Genomic DNA, 21717 nt, shown 5'->3' with positions numbered 1-21717 from the left:
CCCACTCAATGCGCCCGGCGTCTGAACACGGCGGGCGTCTCGCCGTAGCGCGCTGAGAACACCCGCGTCAGATGCGACTGATCGGAAAAGCCGCAATCGGCAGCTACCGCCTTGATTGGCATGGCGGATCGCGCCAGAAGCCGCCGTGCCATCTCTAGCCGCCGGTCCATCACGTAGGCATAGGGCGGCCGACCAAAGCTTTTGCGGAAGTATCTGGCAAAGACACAAGGAGGCAGGCCCACAGCTGCGGCCATGGTTTTCAGATCAATACGCTCGGACAGCATCGCATGTACGAACGCTTTGATCCGGGTCACCTGTCGCGGAGACAAGGCACCACCGGGCTTGGCGGCGGGAAGTTTGATGGAAGCATATCGGCGCAACAGGTGAATGATCAGGGCACGCGACATGCTTTCAACAAACAGTGCCCCACCCAAGCCACCGGTCTCCACCTCCTGCGTTATACTCCGGACCGCCTGAGCCATCGTCGTATCATCGGTTCGCAGAACGTCATTCAGAGTGACCTCGCTAACGGCGCAGTCCATGACCTCACTCGCGACTTCGGTCACCAGGGTCGATGACAAATACAGATGCACGACATCGATCTGTTCGTCCCAAGTCCAATGGGCTCTTTGCGAACGCGTCAGCAGTGAGGCTTCCCCGGGTCCAAGTGTTTCGCGGGTCCATTGTCCGTCAAAACGGCGCTGCATCGGCGTCGTACCGTGTCGGTAGCTGACGAGCATGAAATCCCGCATGGCGGGAACAACGACATCCTGACCATCGTATCGGTAAGATCGCAGGCCGACCTGTTTCCAGCCCATTCCATCGCTGGACAGCAACGTTTTACCCGGAACCCACGTCGGAAGCTCTTCGTAGGGGATCAAATGAGACATATCCTACTCATCCAATTTATGCTGACCGCAGCAGGGACCTGCGGTCAGCAACGTGTTGACTGCGCTCAGGCCGCCTTGGCAGCCATCATTTCGGAATAGACTGCTGTCTCGAAATCCATGTAGCCGTTGAACGACACCGGATCTACGAAGGGCAGGACTTGCGTGGCCCAAAACCCACCAAGACCATTCTGGCGATCAATCCAGTAGAAACAATTTGCCAACCCGGCCCAGCCGATCGTGCCAGCAGGACGCCCCGTTGGTGCCGCTTCGGAGTTGACCATGAACGAATACGACCAATCTTTTGCCAGCCCCGGGAAGAATTCGGCATCATGCGTCAATTCAGGAATAACACCTGGCATCATCGTCACCTTCTGTGGCGGCACCAGCGCACCCTTGACGGCCCATTCCACCGTTTCGGATCGCAGCACCCTGCCCTTCGGTCCCTCTCCATCATTGAGCCACATGCGAATGAACTTCATGTATTCGGGCACCGTGCCGTACAGCCCGTGCCCGCCCATATCGACTTCCGGATTGTCCGGCAGCGCAAGGTCGGTCGGCGTCAGGAATCCATCCTCGCCGCGGGCATGAATGCTGGCGGTTTTGGCCTTCATTGCATCTGTTCTCGTAAATGCAATCTCATTCATCTCGAGCGGATCGAAAATCCTCTCGCGCATCACCTGGCCGAGGCGTTTGCCGCGTATCCCTTCGACGACCTGGCCGACCCAATCGATGTTCGTGCCGTACTCCCAGCGCTCCCCAGGATCAAAAAGCAGCGGCGTCTTGATTGCATCCATCGTGCATGTTGTGACAGGCACCTGACCGTGATCATCGGAAAGCTTCTTGTATCGTTCGTTAAAGAATTCGTACGCAAGCCCTGCCGTATGGAGCAACAACTGCCGAGTCGTCACATCAGTTTTAGGGGGACGCAGTTTTGGCTGCCCATCCGCACCAAAACCTTCGAGAACCTGCAACTCACCGATGGCCGGGGCGTAGGTCTTTGCGGGAGCATCCAGGTCCAAAAGGCCCTCCTCCACGCATTGAAGTGCCGCAGTCCCGGCGACGGCCTTCGTTGTCGAAAAGATCGCGAAAATGGTATCTTCCGTTATCGGATCACCACCGACACTGCGGTCGCCCATCGCACCCGAGAAAATATTCTCGTTTCGGTCTGTCACCATTGCAACAACGCCTGGTACACGCTCGGATCCCTTCACCACACGAGACAGTACGGAATTGCATTCTGTTTTCAGGCTCATGGACAACTCCTCTTGATGAAATGTACTTCAGGGTAACGCGCTGAGCACTTCCGGCCTGTTCGAAACCGGAATGGCATGTCCCGTTTCGGAAGAAATGATCAGGAGCTGCGTGTCACCACTTGGACATTGCACGCAAGCGCGTGTGCGACGGCAGTTCTCCAAACCTTTGGCGGTACTTCGCAGCAAGCGACCCTAGACTTACAAATCCCCATCCGGCGGCGATCTGCGCGATACTCAAGTGTGCCTGCTCGAGCTCGAGATCCCGGCGAAACCCGTCCATACGTCGAGCGGCCAGAAATTCCCGCGGCGAAATCCCGCGAAATCGACGGAAACCGCCCGAAAGTGTACGCGCAGACACGCCGACACGCTCCGCAACATCTCCGACCGTTGGGGCACTACGGGCTTCACTTTCAAAGATTTCCTCTGCCTGCCGCACATAACCCGGCGCCGCCGAACGATGACCATCAGTCAATGTTACACCGGCCGCCGCGGCCCAAGCACGCAGCAATTCCAGGCAAATGATCTCTTCGATGTGCCGACCAATCACTTTCGCTGCGGATCGATCTCCACGATTGTTGATGGCAGTGGCTGCATAATCGAGCAGCTTTAACCAAGGAGAATTGACCCCACCAAACTTGACCCGACTGGTCCAGAGGCTGTCGTCAGGAACAAAGCCAAACCATCGCTGCGCAGTCTCCGCCATCACATCATGGGGTATGGTCAGGTTGAACTGCATATGATTGGGATCACCCTCCAACCAATACTCGGTGCGGGAACAATCCACCACAAAGCTCTCTCCTGCAGCGGTAGAAACAGAGCCATCTGCTGTACCGTGATTCAAAGCTCCGGCAAGGGTGTTCAGTACGATAATATTGCCGGCCGTCGGATCAAAACGATCCAGGTAGATGCCTGTCCCATAGGAAAACCGCGTCATGGTCACCCGACCCGCTTTGCGCGACAGCATGGTGGCGTCCGGCGTTGCATACTTTTCAAGCGGACGAACGCGATAGGGCATGTAGACAGTTCGACAGAACTCCTGAACCTCATCCCAATCGGATGAGTATGTACGGCCCTTGTATCGGACAGGTTTGCCTGACGCGTCTAAGATTAGCGCATCTTCAAGCAACAGCATCCCTCCGACCCATGCCCAACCGTAGGTAGCATAGCAGATCATGCTTTCAATTGCGAATGACCTTTGCAATGCGAGTGTGGCATCCGGCCTTGGTTTGGACAAAGGGGACGAGCAAGATGCACAGGTCAGGCCGCGCATGGGTCTAAATCTCACTGCCCTTTTGAAAGCTCCTTGCGACACAGGGCTTCGAGGGCCGGGATGGCATGCCGACGGTCCGGAAATCGCGCGGCGATCGCAATGTGACGCGCCAGAGATATCCAGCGAAACGAATTCACACGATGCATATCGGGAAGCGGTGCAAGGTTGGCGTATCCCTCGAGAAAGGCGTCCTGCTGAGCAGCGAAATAACCCGGCTCCCTGCCGCGCCTTAATGCAAGTTCATCCAAGTGAGCCAGAAAGTTCCCAAGGTCAATCGCAGCATCGCCCAGTGCATACAGATCCAGATCGACAAGCCAAATTGTATCCGGCGTTACCAGGACCTGGTCAAAGTAGAAATCGCGGTGCAGCCCTACACGCGGCGCGCTTGGAAGCCCGTCTAAGCGCGCCCTTGCAAGTGACAATAGATCATCATGCGGCCCGTTGGAGAGTGCCTTTTCCAAGACATCCCACTCATCGGCGTGGGTCCATTGCCTTGTCGTTTGAGCCGGTGTGCTATGGAGCTTCGCCAGTGCACGCCCCGTGCGCCGCATGGCGTCCAGGTGAGCAAGCGCAGAGCCATCTTGCATATCGCCAAGCGCATCACCCGGAACCTGCTCCTGCAGCCAGATTGCCGGGTCGTCCATCGTGCCCGCCACTGGCGCCACACCCACACCGTCACGCCCATTGAGCCCGGCGGACCGCAATTTTGACTGCAGATGCGGCGCGTTTCGATCAGCGCCTTTCGCCCGCAGCTTGCCCAGCAAGACCTGGCCGTCCGGAAGGACATATTCCAACATGGCACGACGCCCGGGCTTCAGCCTTGTCAGCGTGATAGCTTTCGGCTTTTCCCCAAAACCGGCACGCATATGCTCTGGCTTCAACGCCTTGGCCAAACCGGGTATAGTGCCCTTCGTTGTCGGCATTGGTGGGTTTTGACAGAGTTCCTCAACCCGCCTGAGAACGGCGCGCAGTTGATCATCCCAATCGGCACGGCGCGCGCGGAAAGCTTCAGCGGCCAGAGCAAAAAGCGCCTGTGCACGATGCGCAGCGATGGTCCTGCCAGACGGAAGCTCTCTTACGGCACCGTATCCCTCCAAGAGCGCTGTGCGTGCCTCGTTCGTGTCGACACCTTCAATCTCATCCAGGTCGAGCCTGGCCAGCGCGCTGCCAAGATCGCGCGCGGCAGGACCTGTTGCCGCGCGGTCCCAATCGAGGATCACTGTACCCTGCCCGTCCCGTATCACTTGGTCGGCCGAAAAATCACCGTGCAGCGCCACCATCTCGGACGCCGTCAGCTCAGGCAACCGTTGGGCCAAGCGCTGCGCCTGCACTTCGAGAGCTGGCGAGAGGGCGGAAATCGCCTCCACGGTCCGCAGAAGAGCAGGAGGCTTCCAATCGGGTAACTTCTTCGGGTTACCCGCCACATGATGATGCGCAAGCATTGCTCCCGCCAAGTTGAAGTCGCGCGGCGCGGACTGCGGCGACAATGCATGGCCCCGAGTCCATGCAGTTGCAATCGCGAAATCATCCTGCGCGGTTCCGATAACTTCGGGTCCGCCCATTGAACGCGCGTACACAGCCCCTGCGACAGCGCGGTCGTAGGCGGCCTGATCGGCATGCATCTTTATCACGGCGACAGGCCCATGCGGCCCATCGGCGCACAGTACAATCCTGCGCCCCGGTTTGTACCTGAGGATCCTGAGGCGGTGGTTGGACAGTCCAAGACGGCTCAGCAATGCGGCACGCGACGCGTCGTCAGACAATTGGCGCGCCTTTGGCAAACGCCGTTCCAAGGCCAGCGGAACAAAAACGGTAAAAGCATCGTCGAAATAGACAGCTGTCCGTGGACCCTCGTTCCATTTCGGCCGCTTCCGGATTTCGGGCCAGCGCGCTTGCGGGTAGGTCATCGCCACCCAAGCGTCAAGGCTGCCATCGACAGGGACAAGTCCGGCCACACAATTCGTCCCGGGCTTGTAGTTCAGGTAACTGTGACGCAACTCACCCAAGCCGATTGTTCGGGCGAGCGGTGACGCATTCAAAACCGCGCCGAGACCGGGCAGATCGGCATCCCGTGCACACAAGGCGGCATCAGCTGGCAACAGATCAACTGTCCATGGCATACCCGACTGCTCCTGATTAGCACGCTTCGGCCGCTGCGAGCCATCCGCCCGCCGCGCGCAGAGATGATGCGTTTCCAGTTTCGGCCACGGACCCTCCCGAAATTGTGGCGACACGATCGCATCGCGCAGCAAGTGAAAGATCGTGAGTGATCAACAGCGTCGTACGACCCTCGGACACGGAGTCGATGGCTGCAATCACCGATGCAGCGCTTTCACGGTCCAGCCCAGTGGTGGGTTCGTCGAGGATCAGCACCGGGGTGCGCCGCAGAAAGGCCCGCGCGAGTGACAGACGTTGGCGCTGACCGCCCGAAAGTGTAGCGCCGCGCTCGGCGAGATGCGTGTCATAGCCGTCCGGCAGGGACGCGATGAAGTCGTGTAACACCGCCCGGCGTGCCGCGTCCTCCAGTTCGTCTTCACTCGGATCGCGATCGAGACCGAGGGTGAGGTTGTCGCGGATCGTGCGCGACATGATCAAAGGCTCTTGCGGCACGAATGCAACCGTGGCCCGCAGGGACTGAAGCGTGAGATCGCGTATGTCCGTGCCGCCCAGCGTAATCCGACCCTCCTCGACGTCGTGAAGACGCAAGGCGAGCGCAGCGAGCGTGGATTTGCCCGCACCGGAGGGTCCGATCACCGCGACGCGCTCCCCTTCAGAAACTGTCAGATCGAGCCCATCGAACACCCGGGCTCCGTCCTGATGTGCGAAGTGGACGTTTTCGAATGTCAGACTGCCGTGCAGATCGGCCGGAGCAGGGCGTGCGCCGGGCCGGTCGCGCACGGCGTCGTCCTGGTCGAGCAGGTCAACGACCCGCTCGGCCGCGGCCAGCGCCTTGGCCAGGCGCGCGGCGTATTTGGCATAGCCGCGGACAGGCCGATAGGTATGTTTGAGGTAGCTGACAAAGATCAGCAGATCCCCCGGCGTGATCCGCGCGTCGAGCACTTGCAGCGTGCCATAGAAAAGCACTCCGACGAGACCGAGACCGGCCAGCACGTCGACGGAGCGCTCCAGCCCCGCAGTGAGCCGGGCGCCCTTGACGCCCTCGCGCATCTCCTTTTCGTTGGCACCGGAAAAGGCTTTGTTCGTGTGTTCCTCAAGTCCGAGTGTCTGCACTGATGCGATCCCGGCCAGCACCTCGGACGAGGTGGCGGCAAGCGCGCCCTGCCGTTTGCGCTGCGTGCGGCTGACCTTGCGGATGCGCACCGTCAGCAGGTGCGACAGGACCCAGAGCACCGGCAGCGGCGCCAGCGCCACCAGCGCCAACCGCCAGTCGAGCCAGAGCATGACGCCGATCATACCGCCGAATATCAGCACATTGGCCAGAAGCGGCATGGCGGCGGTGACCAGTGCGTCCTTCAACATGCCCACGTCGCTGACCAGCCTGATGGTCAGATCGCCTGTCCGCGACTTGGCGTGAAACCCGATGGACAGCGATTGCAGGTGCCGGAACAGGTCGGCCCGCACCCGCGCCAGCATCCGGTTGCCGACCCCTGCAAAGACAACCGTTGCAATGTAGTGGAAAGCCGCCCGCAGCAGGACGGCGAGCAGGAGCCCCCCGGCGCAGAGCGCAAGCAGTAGCATCGGGTCGATCCGTGTGGCAGCCGTTGCCTGCGCGTCCGGCACGGGCACGACGGCATCGATGACGAATTTCAGCGGCCAGGGTTCGGCCAGACGCATGAACGTCGACAGGATCAGGGCGCACACCGCGCCACAAAGCGCTAGGACGTGCCCTCGCATATAGGGCCGAAACCGCCGCAAGACCGCGAAAAGGCCAGGCCCCGTCTGTGCGGGCTCTGCCGGGGTGCTCATGCGGCACGCACGTTGCGGCCAAGGGCACGTGTCAGGACATGCTCCACCGTCGCATCCCAAGTGTGGTGCGCCAAAACATGGCTGCGCCCAGCGGTCCCCATCGCCTGCGCCCATGGCAGATCCGTAGATAATTGGGCAAGAGCTCGGGTCAGGGCATCGGCATCGCCGGGCGGTGTGACGAGACCTGTTTTGCCATCATGCACAAGCTGGTCGAGATTGCCGGTGCGCGTGGTGACGACCGGAAGCGCCGCAGCCATGTATTCGTAGATCTTGAGCGGCGAGAAGTAGAAGTCAGCCATGGCGTGATAGGGGGCTGTTCCCACATCCATCCTTGCGAGGGCGGCGGGCACGGCGGTGGCGGGCAAGAGCCCGGTTATCTCGATCGCGCCTGACAGGCCGCTCTTTGCGAACTCGTCTTCGATCCGTGCGCGTTCCGGGCCGTCCCCAACGATCAGGAGCCTGGCATCGGGCACCGCCTGCTTGAGCTGGAAGAAGGCCTGAACCAGTGTCGGCAATCCGTGCCAGGGTTTCATCGAGCCGAGGAAACCCACCGTAAAGGGGCGATCTGGGCGCGGTGGGGGCGCGGGAAAGCGGGCCGGGTTCACGGCATTTGGCACAACGATCACGTCCTTGCCCCCGATGGCCCGCGCGTATTGCGCAACCGGTTCGGTGACTGCGCAGACAAGCCGTGCTGCCCGCATGGACCGCCGGGCGGCGGCGTCTGCCTCGTGCGGGAGTTCGAGCTGCCGATGCGCCGCCTGTTCGGCGATGAGTGGCGCGTTGATTTCCAGCACGCCCGGTCGGCCCGCCTGTGCGGCCCATTCCATGGCGGCGTAGGACATCAGCGCATGACGTTCGTAGACAAGATCCGGTTGCAGGTCATCCAGAGCCGCCGTCAACGCATCATTCGCGGCCAAAAGCGCCCGCGCCCGGTGCGTTGGTTCGCCTTTGGGGGCGGGGGGCAACGGATGAACCTCAACCTGCGCCAGATCGGAGGGGCGCTCCCCTTCAGCGCGCGGTGTCAGCAGCGTGACCTGTGCGCCGCGTTTTACAAAAGCGCGCAGGATTTCCTGAACGTGGATCGACGCGCCCTTGGCGCCCCAGACGGGAATGCCTGGATCAGTACAGATATAGGCAATGTGCATCATGCCACCTGCTTGCGGTTCCGCCGTTCGATCGATTTGGCAAAGATGGCGCGCAAGGCGCCCGCACTCTTAGTGATGTCGAAGTCGCGTTCGATCAGTGCACGCGCTCGCTGCGACAGGTTCTGCCGCAAGCCTGTATCATCGATAACCTCCACCAAGGCTGCTGCCAGCGCTTCTGCGTCACCTTCGGCAACCAGAAGGCCGGTATCCCGATCTCGGACCAGTTCGGGAATGCCAACGACATTGGTCGAGATAACCGGCAGACCGATCGCCATCGCCTCAAGCAATACTGTTGGCAATCCATCACGATTGCCATCGGAGCCGACCACACATGGACATGCAAGAACGGCCGCGTTGCGCATCAGTTCGATCACTTCAGCCTGCGGGCGCGGACCTTCCAGCTGGACGCAGTCGGCTAAGTCGGATTCTGCGATCTGGGCGCGCAGATGCTCTTCTTCATCACCGGCTCCCACGATGCGGCAGGTCACATCCCGCCCGGCACTGCGCATCAGACGCAGTGCTTCGATCAGGAAATGGAAGCCCTTTTTTTCAACCAATCTGCCGACGGCGAGGATTTCTGGCGCATGCGGTTTTGGAGGGGTCCAGGAAAACCGATCAAGATCCAACCCATTATAAACTCTGACGGCGCGGGGCGCAGCAAAGGTATCGCGCAAGTAGCTCAGGTTGTAGTCCGACACGGTAACGGCCATATCCGCATCCCTGAACTTCAGGTCGAGGTGCTGCGGTGCGCTGTACTCGTGGTAGATGTCCTTTGCATGCGCCGTGAAGGAATACCCTATTCCGGCCATTGCGGCAGCCAGTCTGGCAACCGACGTTGCGACCGTTCCAAAATGTGCATGCAGGTGCGTCACACCGCGTTGCCGAACCTCGACGGCCAAGTCCAATGCTTGCGCGACGTCCTGGCCTGAAACGATACCATCAAGCGTGGAAAGAACATTCAACGCAGCAGGTCGCTCTTCGCAGGCAGCAGACAAACGCTGCCAGAATGGTTCCGGCCCGGAAAACTTGTCGCGCAAACGCGTAACGGGGGAACGTACTTGTCCTAATTGATCCTGAAAATGCGTTTCCTCAACGGGGCGCAACGCAAAGATTTCAATCTCTTGCCCCACTGCTTCATGCGCGAGGATTTCGTTAACGATGAACGTTTCAGAGTACCGCGGATAGCGTTTCAGCACGTATCCAACACGCGATGTGGGCGGATAGTTCGATGTCAGGGACATTGCATTGATCCTTTCTCCGAGGTTGTAATGTCAGGCGGCAGAAATAAACCGCTCGGACTTGGGCTTGTGGTTGCGCTGGATGGCAGCGGCGGTTGGCACATCGGCAAGCGCTGCGCGCGCCATGTCCTGAACCCGGGCGAGCCCCGCCATGTCCGGCACGGTTCCACTGTGTGAAACCGGGTTGGCGAGCCAGTCACCAATGGATGCCGGTGACAAATCCTCTGGCAGCAACATCGAAACCAGTCCGCGTGCTGCAAGGCGCGTGGTGCGCATCACCTGTTCCCGACGGGGCTCGCAACGCGGGACAATCAGGGCCGGCGCATCTATTGCCAGAAATTCCATGGTGGTATTGTAGCCACCCATCCCGACAAGGCGCGCAGCCCCAGCCATGACGCCGAACGGCTCGTGCACAAACGGCAGCACAACCATATCTTCCCGCGCCTCAGCATGTTTCAAAACACCATCGCGCAGCGTTTCCGGCATTTGTGTCCCGGTCACCAGTACACCGCGGTGACCGGCAGGCATGGGTGCGCGGGCGAACGCCTCGCACAGATCGGCACCGTCGCGTCCGCCACCTACCGCACAGAACACGTAGGGGCGCCGGTCGTTGCCGACGATCGCTTCTAGATCTATCGCGGCTTGCTTTGTCTCACCACGTCCTGTTGGATCGAGCAGGCCGAGGTAGTGCGCGCGGGATCCGAACCGCTCGTCCATGCCGCAATCACTCAGAATATCGTAGAGTTTCGGATCGCCGTAGATCCAAACCTGATCATAATACCGGCGCACAGTTTCGAAGTTGCGCTGACGCAGCCACTGACGGCGCACGACCTGGCTGTCGTCAATTACGTCGCGCAGGCCCAATACTATGCGGCAGTGACCCCGACGAGACAAGGCTGCCAGCGTGTTATCCAGTTCGAACTGTGCACCGCGCGGTACATTGTCGACAATCAGCAGATCGGGGTCAAAACCGGCGGCTACACTCTTGATGATGCGGCTGCGCATACGGGCAAGCCGGGCAATATCGTCCCCCAACTCTCGGGGCCTGTAGCTGCCATCGCTTTGTTTGGCGTAGGCTGGCAGGGTTACGCAATCGGTGCGTGGAGGGAGGACAAAGGCCCCCGCTTCGCGCATACCACCGATCAACAGAATCTCGGGTTTCTGATCAAGCTCGGATAGGGCTTTGGCAATCAACAAGTTGCGGCGGAGATGTCCGTAGCCCAGCGTATCGTGCGAGTACAGCATGATACGCGGCGCACGCTTAGCCAGAGACTTGATTGATCGCGACATGCTCAAATCCTTCCAATGAACGGTGGGGATACGCCCCGCTTGCAGCGAAAACAGAGCTCGCGCGTATATCTTTCGAAGCGCGATTTTTGCTGCGTTCCTGTCACAAAACCTTCATGAAAATAGCTATGTCCGCGCCCCCGTTCCGTAAAATTAGAATTCACTAAGAGAGTGCGGAAGGCGGTGGTTTTGGCAGTTTTTGGCCGTAAATTGGATGGTATGTTAACCAAAACCAGCCCAACCGACGTGACATCCGGTGACATTTTAGCCGACTGCGAACGCCAACTGAACATGAGGTTCGGCACGAAACTCGTGCTTAGCCTCGCCCTTGTGGTCCTGTTGGCGGGAATCGTTGCGCTGAGTCTACTCGCTTTCCTACGCATCAATGATGCGGCCTTGGCAGAAATGCGCGCGTCCTATGATCAGACGCTGGCCATCAAAACAATTGAAAGCGCGGCAAATGACTATTCGGAGCAGATTGCCGAATTGTTGATCCTTGGCCCGGAACCGTCACAAGTTGAAACCGCACGCGACGTCCTGCTTGGTGCAATCGGAACGATGGAAGCGTCCGTTCACGCCGAGATTGAAGCGCTTTTGCAAGTCGATGACTTTGACGAAGTGCGCGAAGAAGAGGCCGAGCTGATGGTCATGGCTGAACTGCGTGGCATCATCCAGAAGATCGAGGCGATGCGCACAGAGATTGGCTCGGCCTTGACTAACCAGGATCAGGAAAAGGCGCGACGGATCTATCGTGACGATGTCGAGCATCGTTTGGACGACGCGCTGGATCACTTGTTGGCAGCCAGCGTCACGCGAGAGATCCAAGAGGTCGGCGGCGCAATTGCATCCATGGATGTACTGATCGAACGGATGCGCGCCTCTGCCTACGGCCTGGTTGCGGTGATGGCTTTGCTCGTCGTGTTGCTTGGGGTCTTTTTCTTCCGCAGCGTTCTGCGTCCGGTCGAAGCCCTGTCCAAAGGCACTGATGCCGTGGCGAACGGAGATCTTGGGTATCGCGTGCAAATCCGGCAGCGAGACGAACTCGGCCGATTGGCTGATCAGTTCAACGCCATGACTGACAAGATCGCGCAGCAACGGGACGCACTACTAACCGCAAAATCTGGTTTGGAGGCCGAGGTAGCAGCCCGCACCGTCGAACTTGAGGAAGCCGCAACGCGCCACAAAGAACTGGCCGAAGGCCGCGCGCGAGTCCTTGCCGACCTGAGCCACGAACTGCGTACACCTTTGACCGTGATACGCGGAAAGGCGGAAATTGCACTGAGCGACCCGGATGCAACAGCAGCATACATGCGCACAGCTTTGGAACGCGTCCGGGTCAAGGCGGAGCAGATGAGCCGGTTGGTGGATGACATGTTGTTCGTGGCCCGAAGCGAGGCGGGCGCCATTCCCATAGAGAGGCAACGCATCAACATGCAGGATGTTTTGGCCGATACCCTGCTGGACAGCGAGGAGCTTTCCCGCCGCAAGGACATTGCAATACGCCCACACCAACCAACCGAGCCTGTTGTCGTGCGGGGTGATGCGGAAAGGCTGCGGCAAGCCATCCTGATCCCGCTCGACAACGCAGTTCGTATCGCGCCTGCCGGGAGTGTGGTGCATGTGGACCTGACCTGCGAACAGGATCGTGCAGTGGTCAAGGTTTCCGATCACGGGCCAGGATTTGCGGCAGAGGAAACCGAGCGCGCATTCAGCCGGTTCTGGCGTGGGCCCGCACGCGGCGGAAAATCGGCGCGCGGCAGTGGCCTGGGCCTAGCGATTGCACGTTGGATCATGGAGCAGCATGACGGCACCATCACAATCGAAAACCATAGCGAAGGTGGCGCCACAGTACGATTGGACATGCCATTCGATGCGGAAGGTATGAACGATACAGAGGCAACGCCGTGAGCCCCGCGCGCATTCTGATTGTCGAGGATGATCCAGAGATCAGCGAAATGATTGCCGATACGTTACGGCGGCGCGGTCACATAATTGATGTGACGCACTCGGGTGCGGAATTTGCGCAGCAGCTCAACGGCGGAGACTATGCATTGGTCATACTTGACCGGCTTCTGCCAGATGCCGAAGGTGCGGAGTTGTGCAGATCGTTGCGTCAGGCAGGCGACGACATCCTCGTGTTCATGATCACGGCGCAAGATGCGTTGGAGGATAAGCTCGAAGGTCTTGAGGCGGGAGCCGACGACTATCTGACCAAACCCTTTGCGTTTGCGGAAATGGCCATGCGGGTCGAGACATTGTTGCGGCGTGCGGACCGCACCACAGGAACACAAGAAGAAGAACTTTGCATCGGGCCGCTACGTCTTGATCGTGGGCGGAAGAAAGTCACCGTTGATGGGACCCCGATTGCGCTTACTGCAACAGAGTTTTCGTTGCTTGCGCATCTCATGCAGCACACGGATCGCCCTGTCGACCGGATGGAACTTCTCAATGCCGTGTGGGGGTACGACTTCGATCCCGAAACCAACGTGGTAGAGGTCTACATCCTATATCTGCGACGTAAGCTGTCCCAAGCGACAACAGATGTCGCGTTGAGGAATGTTCGGGGCTTCGGCTACGTTTTGGAAACAACGGACAGTGTACTGGAGGAGCAGTCGACTTAGTTGACACAACTGTTTCCGGTTGCTTGATGAAAGCAGACGGCGAAGAGCGGCACGAACCAAGCGACTGTTCAAACTTCACCGCAAGCCGAGCTTGGCAAGCAGCCGATCCCGCTTCATCAACCACCAGCCAGCTTCGATTGGCCAAGGGCTGTGGCCGTCCGTTGCATCCAATTGCGCTGTTGCATGTAGCGGCCAGTTCGGGTCATCCAGCAACTCTCGTGCTAGGGCGATCATGTCCGCCTGTTGCGACCCAAGCAGGTCTTCGCAAAGCTTGGCATCCCAAAGGAAACCGACGGCCATCGTCGCGATCTCGGCTTTCTTTCGAACCTCAGCAGCAAATGGTGCCTGGAAACCTTCGGCGATTGTCATGCGCTTCGGCCGTTCCTTCCCCCCGATCCCGCCAGACGAGCAGTCAATCATATCCACGCCCTCAGCCTTGAGACGCCGGGCAATCTCAACCGTATCTTCGACCTCCAGTCCGCCCTCTACCCAGTCGGTAGCAGACAGCCGGAAGGCCAGCGGGTAGGCCTTGGGCCAATTTGCGCGAATGGATTTCGCGACCTCGACCGCAAACCGTGTACGGTTTTCAAACGAACCACCCCAGCTATCGGTGCGGGTGTTCGACAACGGTGATAGGAATTGACGCGCAAGGAATCCGTGCGCTGCATAGACCCTATGATCTTGAACCCCGCTTGGGCAGCACGTCGAGCGGATGCGCCAAAGCTTTGATCACACGTAAAATGTCCGCTTCCGACATTTCAGCAGGCGTGGGCCAACCATCGGCATACGGAATTGCGGACGGCGCGCATGCAGGCCCGAAAGCTTGAAGTCGTTTGTTCCAGCAATCGTTGGCGTCGCAGGCATTCGATGCCGGGAACCACACGGGATCAAATGGCCTCGGAACGATCCAGGGTCTTTTCACAAACCTTGTTTACACCAGCGTGCAAAAGCACCGTCAGCACGGCAAGCACGATGAGCGCGGCGAACATGAGGTCGGTCTTGGCCCGACCGTTGGCAAGCAGCATCAGGTAGCCGAGCCCTTTTGACGCGCCGACCCATTCCCCGATGATGGCCCCGATGGGCGCATAGACCGCTGCCAGACGCAGCCCAGACGCAAAGCCGGGTAGTGCAGCAGGCACGCGGATATGCCACATGATGCGCGCGGAGCTTGCCCCCATGACACGGGCCATCCCCAACCAATCGCGATTTGTCCGCATCAGTGCATCGAAGAACGAAGATGTGACTGGAAAGTATATAATGATGAGTGCCATGGCGATTTTGGACCACATACCGAAGCCCAGCCAAAGCGTCAGGATCGGCGCCAGGGCAAAGACAGGTATCGCCTGACTGAACACGAGCATCGGCCGCACCAGCGCTCGCGCCGTGGGCGAGGCGACGAGTGCAATGGCAGAAACGAAGCCGAGGGCTGCGCCGAGGACCAGGCCGATCAGCACTTCGGTCATGGTGATCGCCGCATGTTCGGCCAAAAGCGCACGGCTGTCCCAGATGGTCTGTGCGACCAGGGCAGGGGATGGCAGAATGAAGCGCGCCACGCCGGTGGTCCAGATCACCATCTGCCACAGCGTCACCGCCAGAAGCGCGGCCGCGATCCCTGCCCGCCATCCCGTCATCTGGCGACTGGAAAGCCGGACCATGCCGCATCGAAAAAGGCGCGTTCGAGGGCAACGGCAGCCGTGAAGGTCTTGGTCACGTCAGTCCGGGCGTTTTCATCGAGTGTTTCCCACGTGGCGTCGAGTTGTCCGCGCAAGTAGGCAACAACACCAGCAAAATCTGCACCGGAATGGAGTGTGATCCATTCGCCCAGCCAAAAGGGCAGATCATCGGCGCGATCCTCAACGGGCGTGGCCCAGTCGAGGTAGATCCATTCTGCGACCACCAGCACGGACAGCATGATCTCGTATCGACCTGACTGGCGCGCCTCGTCCATGAGGGTTTGGAATGCTTTGGTTTCCGGTGCTGCTTCACCCGCCTGAGGCACTTCAAGCGCTTCGAGCGCACGCAAGAAATAGGTGTTCTCGGTCCCACAAATCAGTCCCAGAAATTGCGCGCCGGGCACCGCGTCGGCCAGTGTTGGTGCATGTGCCACTGCAGATGCCAGAAGGCGGACAAAGCTTTCGACGAACAGGTAGTCTTGCTGCAGATACCCCGCCATCTTGTCGTTGCTGAGTGTGCCGTCTGCCAAGGCGTCCGTGAAGGCATGTGTCGTTGCGGCGTGCCAGTCGTCAGCAACAGTTGATTTAAGGTGTTCAGTCGCGCTCATCTCGGTCTCCGCAATTTGTTCAGAAGGTTGGCTTGGGCGTGCAGGACGTCCGGCGCGTCCACCGGGCGAGGGATCTGACCGTCAGGTGCAGCGACCTCGATCAGCCCTGACGCAGTCACAATGAAGATCGACTGCCCCAATCGGGCCGCTTCCGCCGGATCATGTGTCACCAGAAGCACCGTGCGGTCCGTGAGCAGTTCTGCTGTCAAATCCTGCATCTGCGCGCGAGTCAGTGCGTCGAGGGCTGAGAAAGGTTCGTCCAGCAGGATGACGGGGCGATCCTCCATCAACGTGCGGGCCAAGGCGACCCGCTGCCGCTGCCCACCGGAAAGGGCGGACGGCCGTTTGCCCGCGTGATCGGCCAGCCCCACCTGCGCGAGTATCTCTTGCGCGCGCGCCTTGTCCGGGCGGTCCCCGCGCAACCGCGCGCCGACCAATACGTTGTCAATCACGCTGAGCCACGGCAGCAGAAGGTCCTGTTGCGCCATCAGGGCCACTCGGCCCGGATCGGTCATTTGGCCGTCGAAGCTGACCTCTTCCGCCAACCCGGCAAAGAGACGCAAGACCGTGGATTTCCCCACGCCACTCGCCCCAAGCAGGCAGGTCCAGGTGCCAGGCTCCAGCGTCAGGTCAACCTGAGAGAAGACCGGCGTGCCGTGGATCGCTGCCGACCCGGTAAGGCGCAGGGCTTGGGTCACGGATCAAGCCCCATATCCCAGAACCCGACCTCCAATCGCGTGGCCGTGGCAAAGCGGGCCTGAAGAGTGGCCCAACGCGGGCTGGACATCGGATCATCTCCAAGACGTCGCGCGATGGCCCCGTCGATCAGTGCGCCGACATCGTGGCACACTTTCTGATAGTCAGGCCCGGCATAGGTACCGATCCAATCGGCGTAGGTGTCCGAGGTTTGCTTAGATGCCAGATGCGTTCCGATCTCACCATAGCCCAGCACGCAGGGTGCCAATGCGGCCAGCAGATCCAGCAGATCACCCGAATGCCCGGCATCCAGCACATAGCGCGTGTAGGCAAGGTTCGCTTGCAGTTCCTCCGTGGCGAAAAGCGTCGTTTCATCAATTCCAGCTTCGGCACAGGTCTTGATATGAAGCGCGATCTCTTCGTTGATCAGACCGTTAACCGTGCCTGCGGCCAGCCGCATTTCATCGACCGTGTCCGCCTTGGTCACTGCCAGCGCCCACGCGCGGGAGAAGTGGATCAGAAAGACATAGTCCTGTTTGAGGTAATGCAGGAACGCTTCGCGCGGCAGGCTTCCGTCCCCGAGACCTTTGACAAAGGCGTGGCGCGTGTAGGCTGGCCAGGCGGGTGTCGCATCCCGCCAAGCCGTGAATGTGCTTCCGTAGCTCATTCCGCCCCTAGATCCAAGGCCAGCGCCGACACGGGTCGTGTACCCTCGATCAGACCACTGTCGGCCAGGAATTGCTCGAACCGGGTGTAACGACCCTCGTCCAGCGCTTCGGGGCGCAATGCAAAGCGTGGCAACGTATCGATCCACGCCTTGGCGTTCAGAGCATCGTTCAGTTCGGGCGAATACCCCTTGAACAGCTCCCAAGAGGCTTCCGGGTTGTTGACGATGTATTGGGTTGCCAGTTCCGTCGCGCGCAGGAAGCGGCGGACCTGATCCTTATCCATGCGCTCGGGGTTGGCCACATAGATCAATTCGTCATAGGTCGGCACACCCTCTTCCTCGACGTAGAAACAGCGGCCTTCGACGCCTTCGATCTCCATCTGGTTCAGTTCGAAATTGCGGTAGGCGCCGATGACCGCATCCACCTGACCGGACATCAACGATGGGCTGAGCGAGAAGTTCACGTTGACCATCTCGACATCGTCGAGGCTGACACCATGCTTGCCCAGCATCGCGGTCAGAACCGCCTCTTCCACGCCCGCAACGGAAAAGCCGATCTTGGCGCCCTTGAGCTGGCTGATCTCTTGAATGGGGCCGTCCTTGAGCACCAGCAGGCAGTTCAGCGGCGTAGCAACCAAGGTGCCGACGCGGATCAATGGCAGGCCTTCGGCCACTTGCAGGTGCTGGCTGGGCTGGTAGCTGACTGCGATGTCACCTTGCCCCGCTGCGACGAGCTTGGGCGGCGCGGAGGGATCGGCGGGCGGAATGATCTCGATCTCGAGCCCCTGGTCGGCGAAGTAACCAAGCTCTTCGGCGACGATGATTGGCCCATGATCGGGGTTGATGAACCAATCGAGAAGCAGGGTCATCTTGTCTTGCGCCATGGCCTGGGTGCCGATCAACAAGGCAGCGGTGGTTGTAAGCAGAAATCTCATCGGGGTCTCCTTAGTCTCCGAGGGCGAGCAGTTTGATCTCGCCCGCCCAATGTTGTGAAAGCCGCTCCGCCGCTTGCCAGGCGCGCAGGCCCGACCGGCAGGCCAGAACGGCGCGTTGATCTTGTTTGGGTTGGGGGCCGTGCGGACCAAAGTCGGTGACGGCATGGCGTATGGCATGAGGCAAGTCGGGGCCCGGTTCGCCTTTGGCCCGCAGATCGACCAGAAAGTCGTTTGCGTGAATGTCCGCGGGTGCGATGAAACCTGGGTTGGGCGTGGGGTCTGACGCCGTGTCGAAGCGGAACCCGCCAAACCGCAGTGCCTCTGCATCATATGTCACAAGCTGACCAAGCGGCGTTTCATACCCGGTCAGGATCGCAATCGCCATCTGCGCCTGAAGGCTGCCGATCACTCCGACGCTCGGGCCCAGAACACCATCTGCGTCGCATGAGCCAAGCCGATCCGGCAGGTCGGGAAAGACCGCCCGCAGCCCCGGTTTGCCGCCACAGAACCCGCCTGCATATCCCGCAGTGCCCACGACACTGGCACTCACAAGCGGCTGGCCCGTTTGAAGACAGTGATCCGACGCCATGTAGCTGGCCGCAAAGCTGTCGGCGCAATCGAGGATCAAGTCTATTCCGTCACAGAGCGTACCGAGGTTGGCGGGATCAAGCCGCTGCCGTATGGGCTCCAAGGTCGTTTCAGGATTGAGCGCCGACATGGTGCGTGCGGCTACATCGACTTTGGGTTGACCGATATCCGCCGTGCGAAAAAGCGTCTGGCGGTGCAGGTTGGACAGGCTGACCAAATCGGCATCCACCAGTCGGATACGACCCATGCCAGCGCCCACCAAGTATTGCAGTACGGGTACCGCTAGCCCGCCCGCCCCAATGACAAGAACCGATGCCTCGCCAAGTTGCGCCTGCGCTGCGTCGCCCAGTACGGCAGTCTGGCGGGCGTATCTGCTCATGCGCAGGCCTCCAACCACTGACGCACGCGGCCTTCGGGGTCGTCGTGCAGTGTGATGTCCGTGACCGCTGAGACTATGTCGGCGCCCGCGGCAAACGCCCCTTCGGCCCGCGCGACACTCATGCCGCCGATGGCGACCAGTGGAATGTCGCCGATGCGCTTTTTCCAGAGCGTCAGCTTATCGACGCCCTGCTGATGCCACTTCATCTTTTTCAGGATCGTCGGATAGATTGGGCCAAGCGCGACGTAGTCCGGCGCCAGCGCCAGCGCGCGTGCCAGCTCGGCATCGTCATGGGTAGAAATCCCCAGTTTGAGGCCCGCTGAACGGATCGTATCCACATCGGCGTCATCCAGATCTTCCTGCCCCAGATGGAGCCAGTCACACCCCAACTCGATCGCCAGTTGCCAGTGATCATTGACCACCAGCACCGCGTTATGCGCGCGACACAGGTCGCGCGCTTCGCTGAGTTGCGTCTGCAGAATGTCCTCGGGCTGATCCTTGATCCGGAGTTGCACGAGCTTGACGCCCAAAGGGAGCATCCGCCGCAGCCAAACCACATCATCGAAGATCGGGTAGAACGGGTGCAATGTCACAGGATTGCCTTTCCGAACACGGGCGTGGACGGGGCCGCCATATCGCGTGGTTCCATCGCGTCAGCCTGGTGTGCAAGGGCGCCCGCTTCAACCGCACGGGCAAACCCTTTGGCCATTGCAACCGGATCGCCAGCCTTGGCCACGGCGGTGTTCAACAGCACCGCGTCATACCCGAGCTCAATCGCATGAGCCGCCTGCGACGGCAGGCCTAGCCCCGCATCGACCACCAGCGGAATGTCCGGGAAGTGCGCGCGCAGACTGCGCAGCCCGTATATGTTGTTGAGCCCCAGCCCCGTGCCGATGGGTGCGCCCCACGGCATCAGAACCTTGCAGCCGACCTCAACCAGCCGTTCGCACAGCACCAGATCCTCGGTGCAATAGGGGAAGACCTCGAACCCGTCTTCTGTCAGTTGCGCGGCGGCGTCGATCAAACCGAAAGGGTCGGGTTGCAAGGTGTCGGCGTGGCCGATGACTTCCAGCTTGATCCAGTTGGTGTCGAAAAGCTCGCGTGCCATCTGGGCCGTTGTCACCGCCTCACGCACCGAATGGCAGCCCGCGGTGTTGGGCAGAACAGCCACGCCCAAGTCTTGAATCAACGCCCAGAAATCTTGCCCTGCCTGATCGCCGCCCGCTTCACGCCGCACGGACACCGTTGCGATACCAGCTGCCGACTGCCGAAAGGCATCGGCCAGGATAGCAGGGGACGGGTATTGTGCGGTGCCCAGCATCAGCCGCGATGCGATCTCTTTGCCATAGAACTCAGGCATCTCACCCTCCCTGCCGGGGGGCGACGATTTCGACCCGGTCTCCGTCACTCAGCGCCTGCGCGCTGCGCATGGTCTTGGGCACGAACGCCTCGTTCACCGAGGTGGCGACCTTGGCATCGCCCTTGCCAAGCTCGACCAGCAATGCCCCCAGATCGGGCGCGTCACTGACCAGTGTCTCACCGTTCACGATGATCTTCATACCAAATCTCCGGTGTTTTGCACTCCAGCACCAGATCCGCCGTCATTCGCGCCAAGGCGGGCGCCAGCAGAAATCCGTGCCGAAAGAGACCGTTTGCATAGATCCGTTCGCCGATCTGGCGGATGCGCGGCTGGTTGTCGGGAAACGCGGGCCGCGCGTCGACGCCGATTTCCAACAGCTCGGCTTCGCCAAAAGCGGGATGCAGCGCGTAGGCCGCGTTCATCAGTTCCATGACGGAACGCAGAGTGGCACGACCGCGCTCACCACTTTCGATCTGGGTGGCGCCCAGCATGAAGACACCGTCGCCGCGCGGGACGATGTAAAGGGGAAACCGCGGGTGCAGCAGGCGAACCGGCCGCGACAAAGCCACGTCAGGGCAACGCACCACCAGCATTTCACCTTTGACCCCGCGCAGATCGGAAAGCGTATCGCGCGCCGCAAGACCACGGCAATCAATGATCTGTCCCTTTGGATCATCCCCAAAGACCACACCGGTTCGTGCAAGGCGCCGATGCAGTTCCGTCAGCGTGGCACGCGGATCAAGATGTGCTTCTTCAGCGAGATACAGGGCCTTTGAGAACTGCTCCGCCAAATGCGGCTCAAGGCTTTCCAAAGCCGGCCGATCCAGCATTGCAGCCGTCGGCGCACGTCGGGCAAAGGTCTTTAACTCGCTCTGATCACGACCAAGGGCCACAACCAGCGTGCCGCGTTGGATCACTGCTGCACCATGATTTTCCCACCATGCAGCGGCCTTGCGACCCTCCATGACAATTCCGGGCTCGGCACTCACGCCTTCGCATTCCGGTGCCAACATGCCACCTGCCCACCAGGAGCACGCATGTTCACCGGGTGCACCGTTGCGCTCGATCACCTCGACCTGCGCTCCGCGGGCTGAAAGCTCCGCCGCCATCGCAAGACCGCAGACGCCACCACCAATTATTGAAAAAAACCTGCTCATCTCGGCGATCCACAGCGCAGTCT

The 21717-nt window shown here is 60.3% G+C and carries 21 protein-coding genes; 2 read left to right on the top strand and 19 right to left on the bottom strand.

All coding sequences use genetic code 11. The annotated features are described in order from the left end of the window. Window positions 1-5: 5 nt before the first annotated feature. From KUV51_RS19080 to KUV51_RS19045, 8 genes are all read right to left on the bottom strand, one after another. Window positions 6-890, bottom strand: a complete 885-nt coding sequence (locus KUV51_RS19080; protein ID WP_222523033.1) for an AraC family transcriptional regulator — start codon at window positions 888-890, stop codon at window positions 6-8. 65 nt (window positions 891-955) lie between these two features. Then, window positions 956-2143: a serine hydrolase domain-containing protein gene (locus KUV51_RS19075; protein WP_222523032.1), complete on the bottom strand. Its 1188-nt coding sequence runs from the start codon at window positions 2141-2143 to the stop codon at window positions 956-958. A gap of 112 nt (window positions 2144-2255) precedes the next feature. Further along, complete coding sequence (locus tag KUV51_RS19070) at window positions 2256-3158, bottom strand: helix-turn-helix domain-containing protein (protein WP_410001085.1); 903 nt, start codon at window positions 3156-3158, stop codon at window positions 2256-2258. Between the two features lie 266 nt (window positions 3159-3424). Then, window positions 3425-5533: a phosphotransferase gene (locus KUV51_RS19065; RefSeq protein WP_222523031.1), complete on the bottom strand. Its 2109-nt coding sequence runs from the start codon at window positions 5531-5533 to the stop codon at window positions 3425-3427. Between the two features lie 16 nt (window positions 5534-5549). After that, a complete protein-coding gene (locus tag KUV51_RS19060; protein WP_222523030.1) occupies window positions 5550-7340 on the bottom strand; it encodes an ABC transporter ATP-binding protein in 1791 nt (596 codons plus the stop codon). Next, window positions 7337-8488: a glycosyltransferase family 4 protein gene (locus KUV51_RS19055; RefSeq protein ID WP_222523029.1), complete on the bottom strand. Its 1152-nt coding sequence runs from the start codon at window positions 8486-8488 to the stop codon at window positions 7337-7339. The genes KUV51_RS19060 and KUV51_RS19055 overlap by 4 nt, the downstream gene beginning before the upstream one ends. Next, window positions 8485-9726 carry a glycosyltransferase gene (locus KUV51_RS19050; RefSeq protein WP_222523028.1) on the bottom strand — a complete coding sequence of 414 codons (1242 nt, stop codon included), beginning with the start codon at window positions 9724-9726 and terminating at the stop codon, window positions 8485-8487. The genes KUV51_RS19055 and KUV51_RS19050 overlap by 4 nt, the downstream gene beginning before the upstream one ends. Before the next feature lie 30 nt (window positions 9727-9756). Next, window positions 9757-11013: a glycosyltransferase family protein gene (locus tag KUV51_RS19045; protein WP_222523027.1), complete on the bottom strand. Its 1257-nt coding sequence runs from the start codon at window positions 11011-11013 to the stop codon at window positions 9757-9759. A 216-nt stretch (window positions 11014-11229) separates the two neighbouring features. Here KUV51_RS19045 and KUV51_RS19040 point away from each other — a divergent pair, with 216 nt between their 5' ends. Next, window positions 11230-12918 (top strand): sensor histidine kinase, encoded by a 1689-nt coding sequence (locus KUV51_RS19040; protein WP_222523026.1) that lies wholly within the window; start codon window positions 11230-11232, stop codon window positions 12916-12918. Beyond that, complete coding sequence (locus tag KUV51_RS19035; protein WP_222523025.1) at window positions 12915-13631, top strand: response regulator transcription factor; 717 nt, start codon at window positions 12915-12917, stop codon at window positions 13629-13631. Before KUV51_RS19040 ends, KUV51_RS19035 begins: the two co-directional genes overlap by 4 nt. Before the next feature lie 75 nt (window positions 13632-13706). Here KUV51_RS19035 and KUV51_RS19030 read toward each other — a convergent pair whose 3' ends face one another. The 11 genes from KUV51_RS19030 to KUV51_RS18980 form a co-directional block, all read right to left on the bottom strand. Beyond that, window positions 13707-14345, bottom strand: coding sequence for a hypothetical protein (locus tag KUV51_RS19030; protein ID WP_222523085.1), 639 nt, complete (start codon window positions 14343-14345; stop codon window positions 13707-13709). Between the two features lie 173 nt (window positions 14346-14518). Beyond that, window positions 14519-15262, bottom strand: coding sequence for an ABC transporter permease (locus tag KUV51_RS19025; RefSeq protein ID WP_222523084.1), 744 nt, complete (start codon window positions 15260-15262; stop codon window positions 14519-14521). Continuing rightward, the gene (locus KUV51_RS19020; RefSeq protein ID WP_222523024.1) at window positions 15259-15912 is read right to left on the bottom strand and encodes a TenA family protein; all 654 of its coding nucleotides are present in this window, start codon (window positions 15910-15912) and stop codon (window positions 15259-15261) included. The genes KUV51_RS19025 and KUV51_RS19020 overlap by 4 nt, the downstream gene beginning before the upstream one ends. Beyond that, entirely contained in the window at window positions 15909-16610 is a 702-nt protein-coding gene (locus tag KUV51_RS19015) for an ABC transporter ATP-binding protein (RefSeq protein WP_222523023.1), read from the bottom strand. Before KUV51_RS19015 ends, KUV51_RS19020 begins: the two co-directional genes overlap by 4 nt. Then, window positions 16607-17275: a thiaminase II gene (gene tenA / locus KUV51_RS19010; RefSeq protein ID WP_222523022.1), complete on the bottom strand. Its 669-nt coding sequence runs from the start codon at window positions 17273-17275 to the stop codon at window positions 16607-16609. Before tenA ends, KUV51_RS19015 begins: the two co-directional genes overlap by 4 nt. Further along, entirely contained in the window at window positions 17272-18210 is a 939-nt protein-coding gene (locus tag KUV51_RS19005) for an ABC transporter substrate-binding protein (RefSeq protein ID WP_222523021.1), read from the bottom strand. Before KUV51_RS19005 ends, tenA begins: the two co-directional genes overlap by 4 nt. 10 nt (window positions 18211-18220) lie before the next feature. After that, a complete protein-coding gene (locus tag KUV51_RS19000) occupies window positions 18221-19177 on the bottom strand; it encodes a HesA/MoeB/ThiF family protein (RefSeq protein ID WP_222523020.1) in 957 nt (318 codons plus the stop codon). Continuing rightward, window positions 19174-19770, bottom strand: coding sequence for a thiamine phosphate synthase (locus KUV51_RS18995; protein ID WP_222523019.1), 597 nt, complete (start codon window positions 19768-19770; stop codon window positions 19174-19176). Before KUV51_RS18995 ends, KUV51_RS19000 begins: the two co-directional genes overlap by 4 nt. After that, window positions 19767-20537: a thiazole synthase gene (locus tag KUV51_RS18990; RefSeq protein ID WP_222523018.1), complete on the bottom strand. Its 771-nt coding sequence runs from the start codon at window positions 20535-20537 to the stop codon at window positions 19767-19769. The genes KUV51_RS18995 and KUV51_RS18990 overlap by 4 nt, the downstream gene beginning before the upstream one ends. Before the next feature lies 1 nt (window position 20538). Continuing rightward, on the bottom strand, window positions 20539-20736 hold the full coding sequence (gene thiS, locus KUV51_RS18985) for a sulfur carrier protein ThiS (RefSeq protein WP_222523017.1): 198 nt from the start codon (window positions 20734-20736) through the stop codon (window positions 20539-20541). After that, the gene (locus tag KUV51_RS18980; protein ID WP_222523016.1) at window positions 20714-21694 is read right to left on the bottom strand and encodes an FAD-dependent oxidoreductase; all 981 of its coding nucleotides are present in this window, start codon (window positions 21692-21694) and stop codon (window positions 20714-20716) included. The genes thiS and KUV51_RS18980 overlap by 23 nt, the downstream gene beginning before the upstream one ends. Window positions 21695-21717: the final 23 nt, after the last annotated feature.

The sequence above is a fragment of the Tateyamaria omphalii genome, from assembly GCF_019802125.1.
Lineage (GTDB): Bacteria > Pseudomonadota > Alphaproteobacteria > Rhodobacterales > Rhodobacteraceae > Tateyamaria > Tateyamaria omphalii_B.
This window is presented reverse-complemented; position numbering and strand designations above follow the sequence as displayed.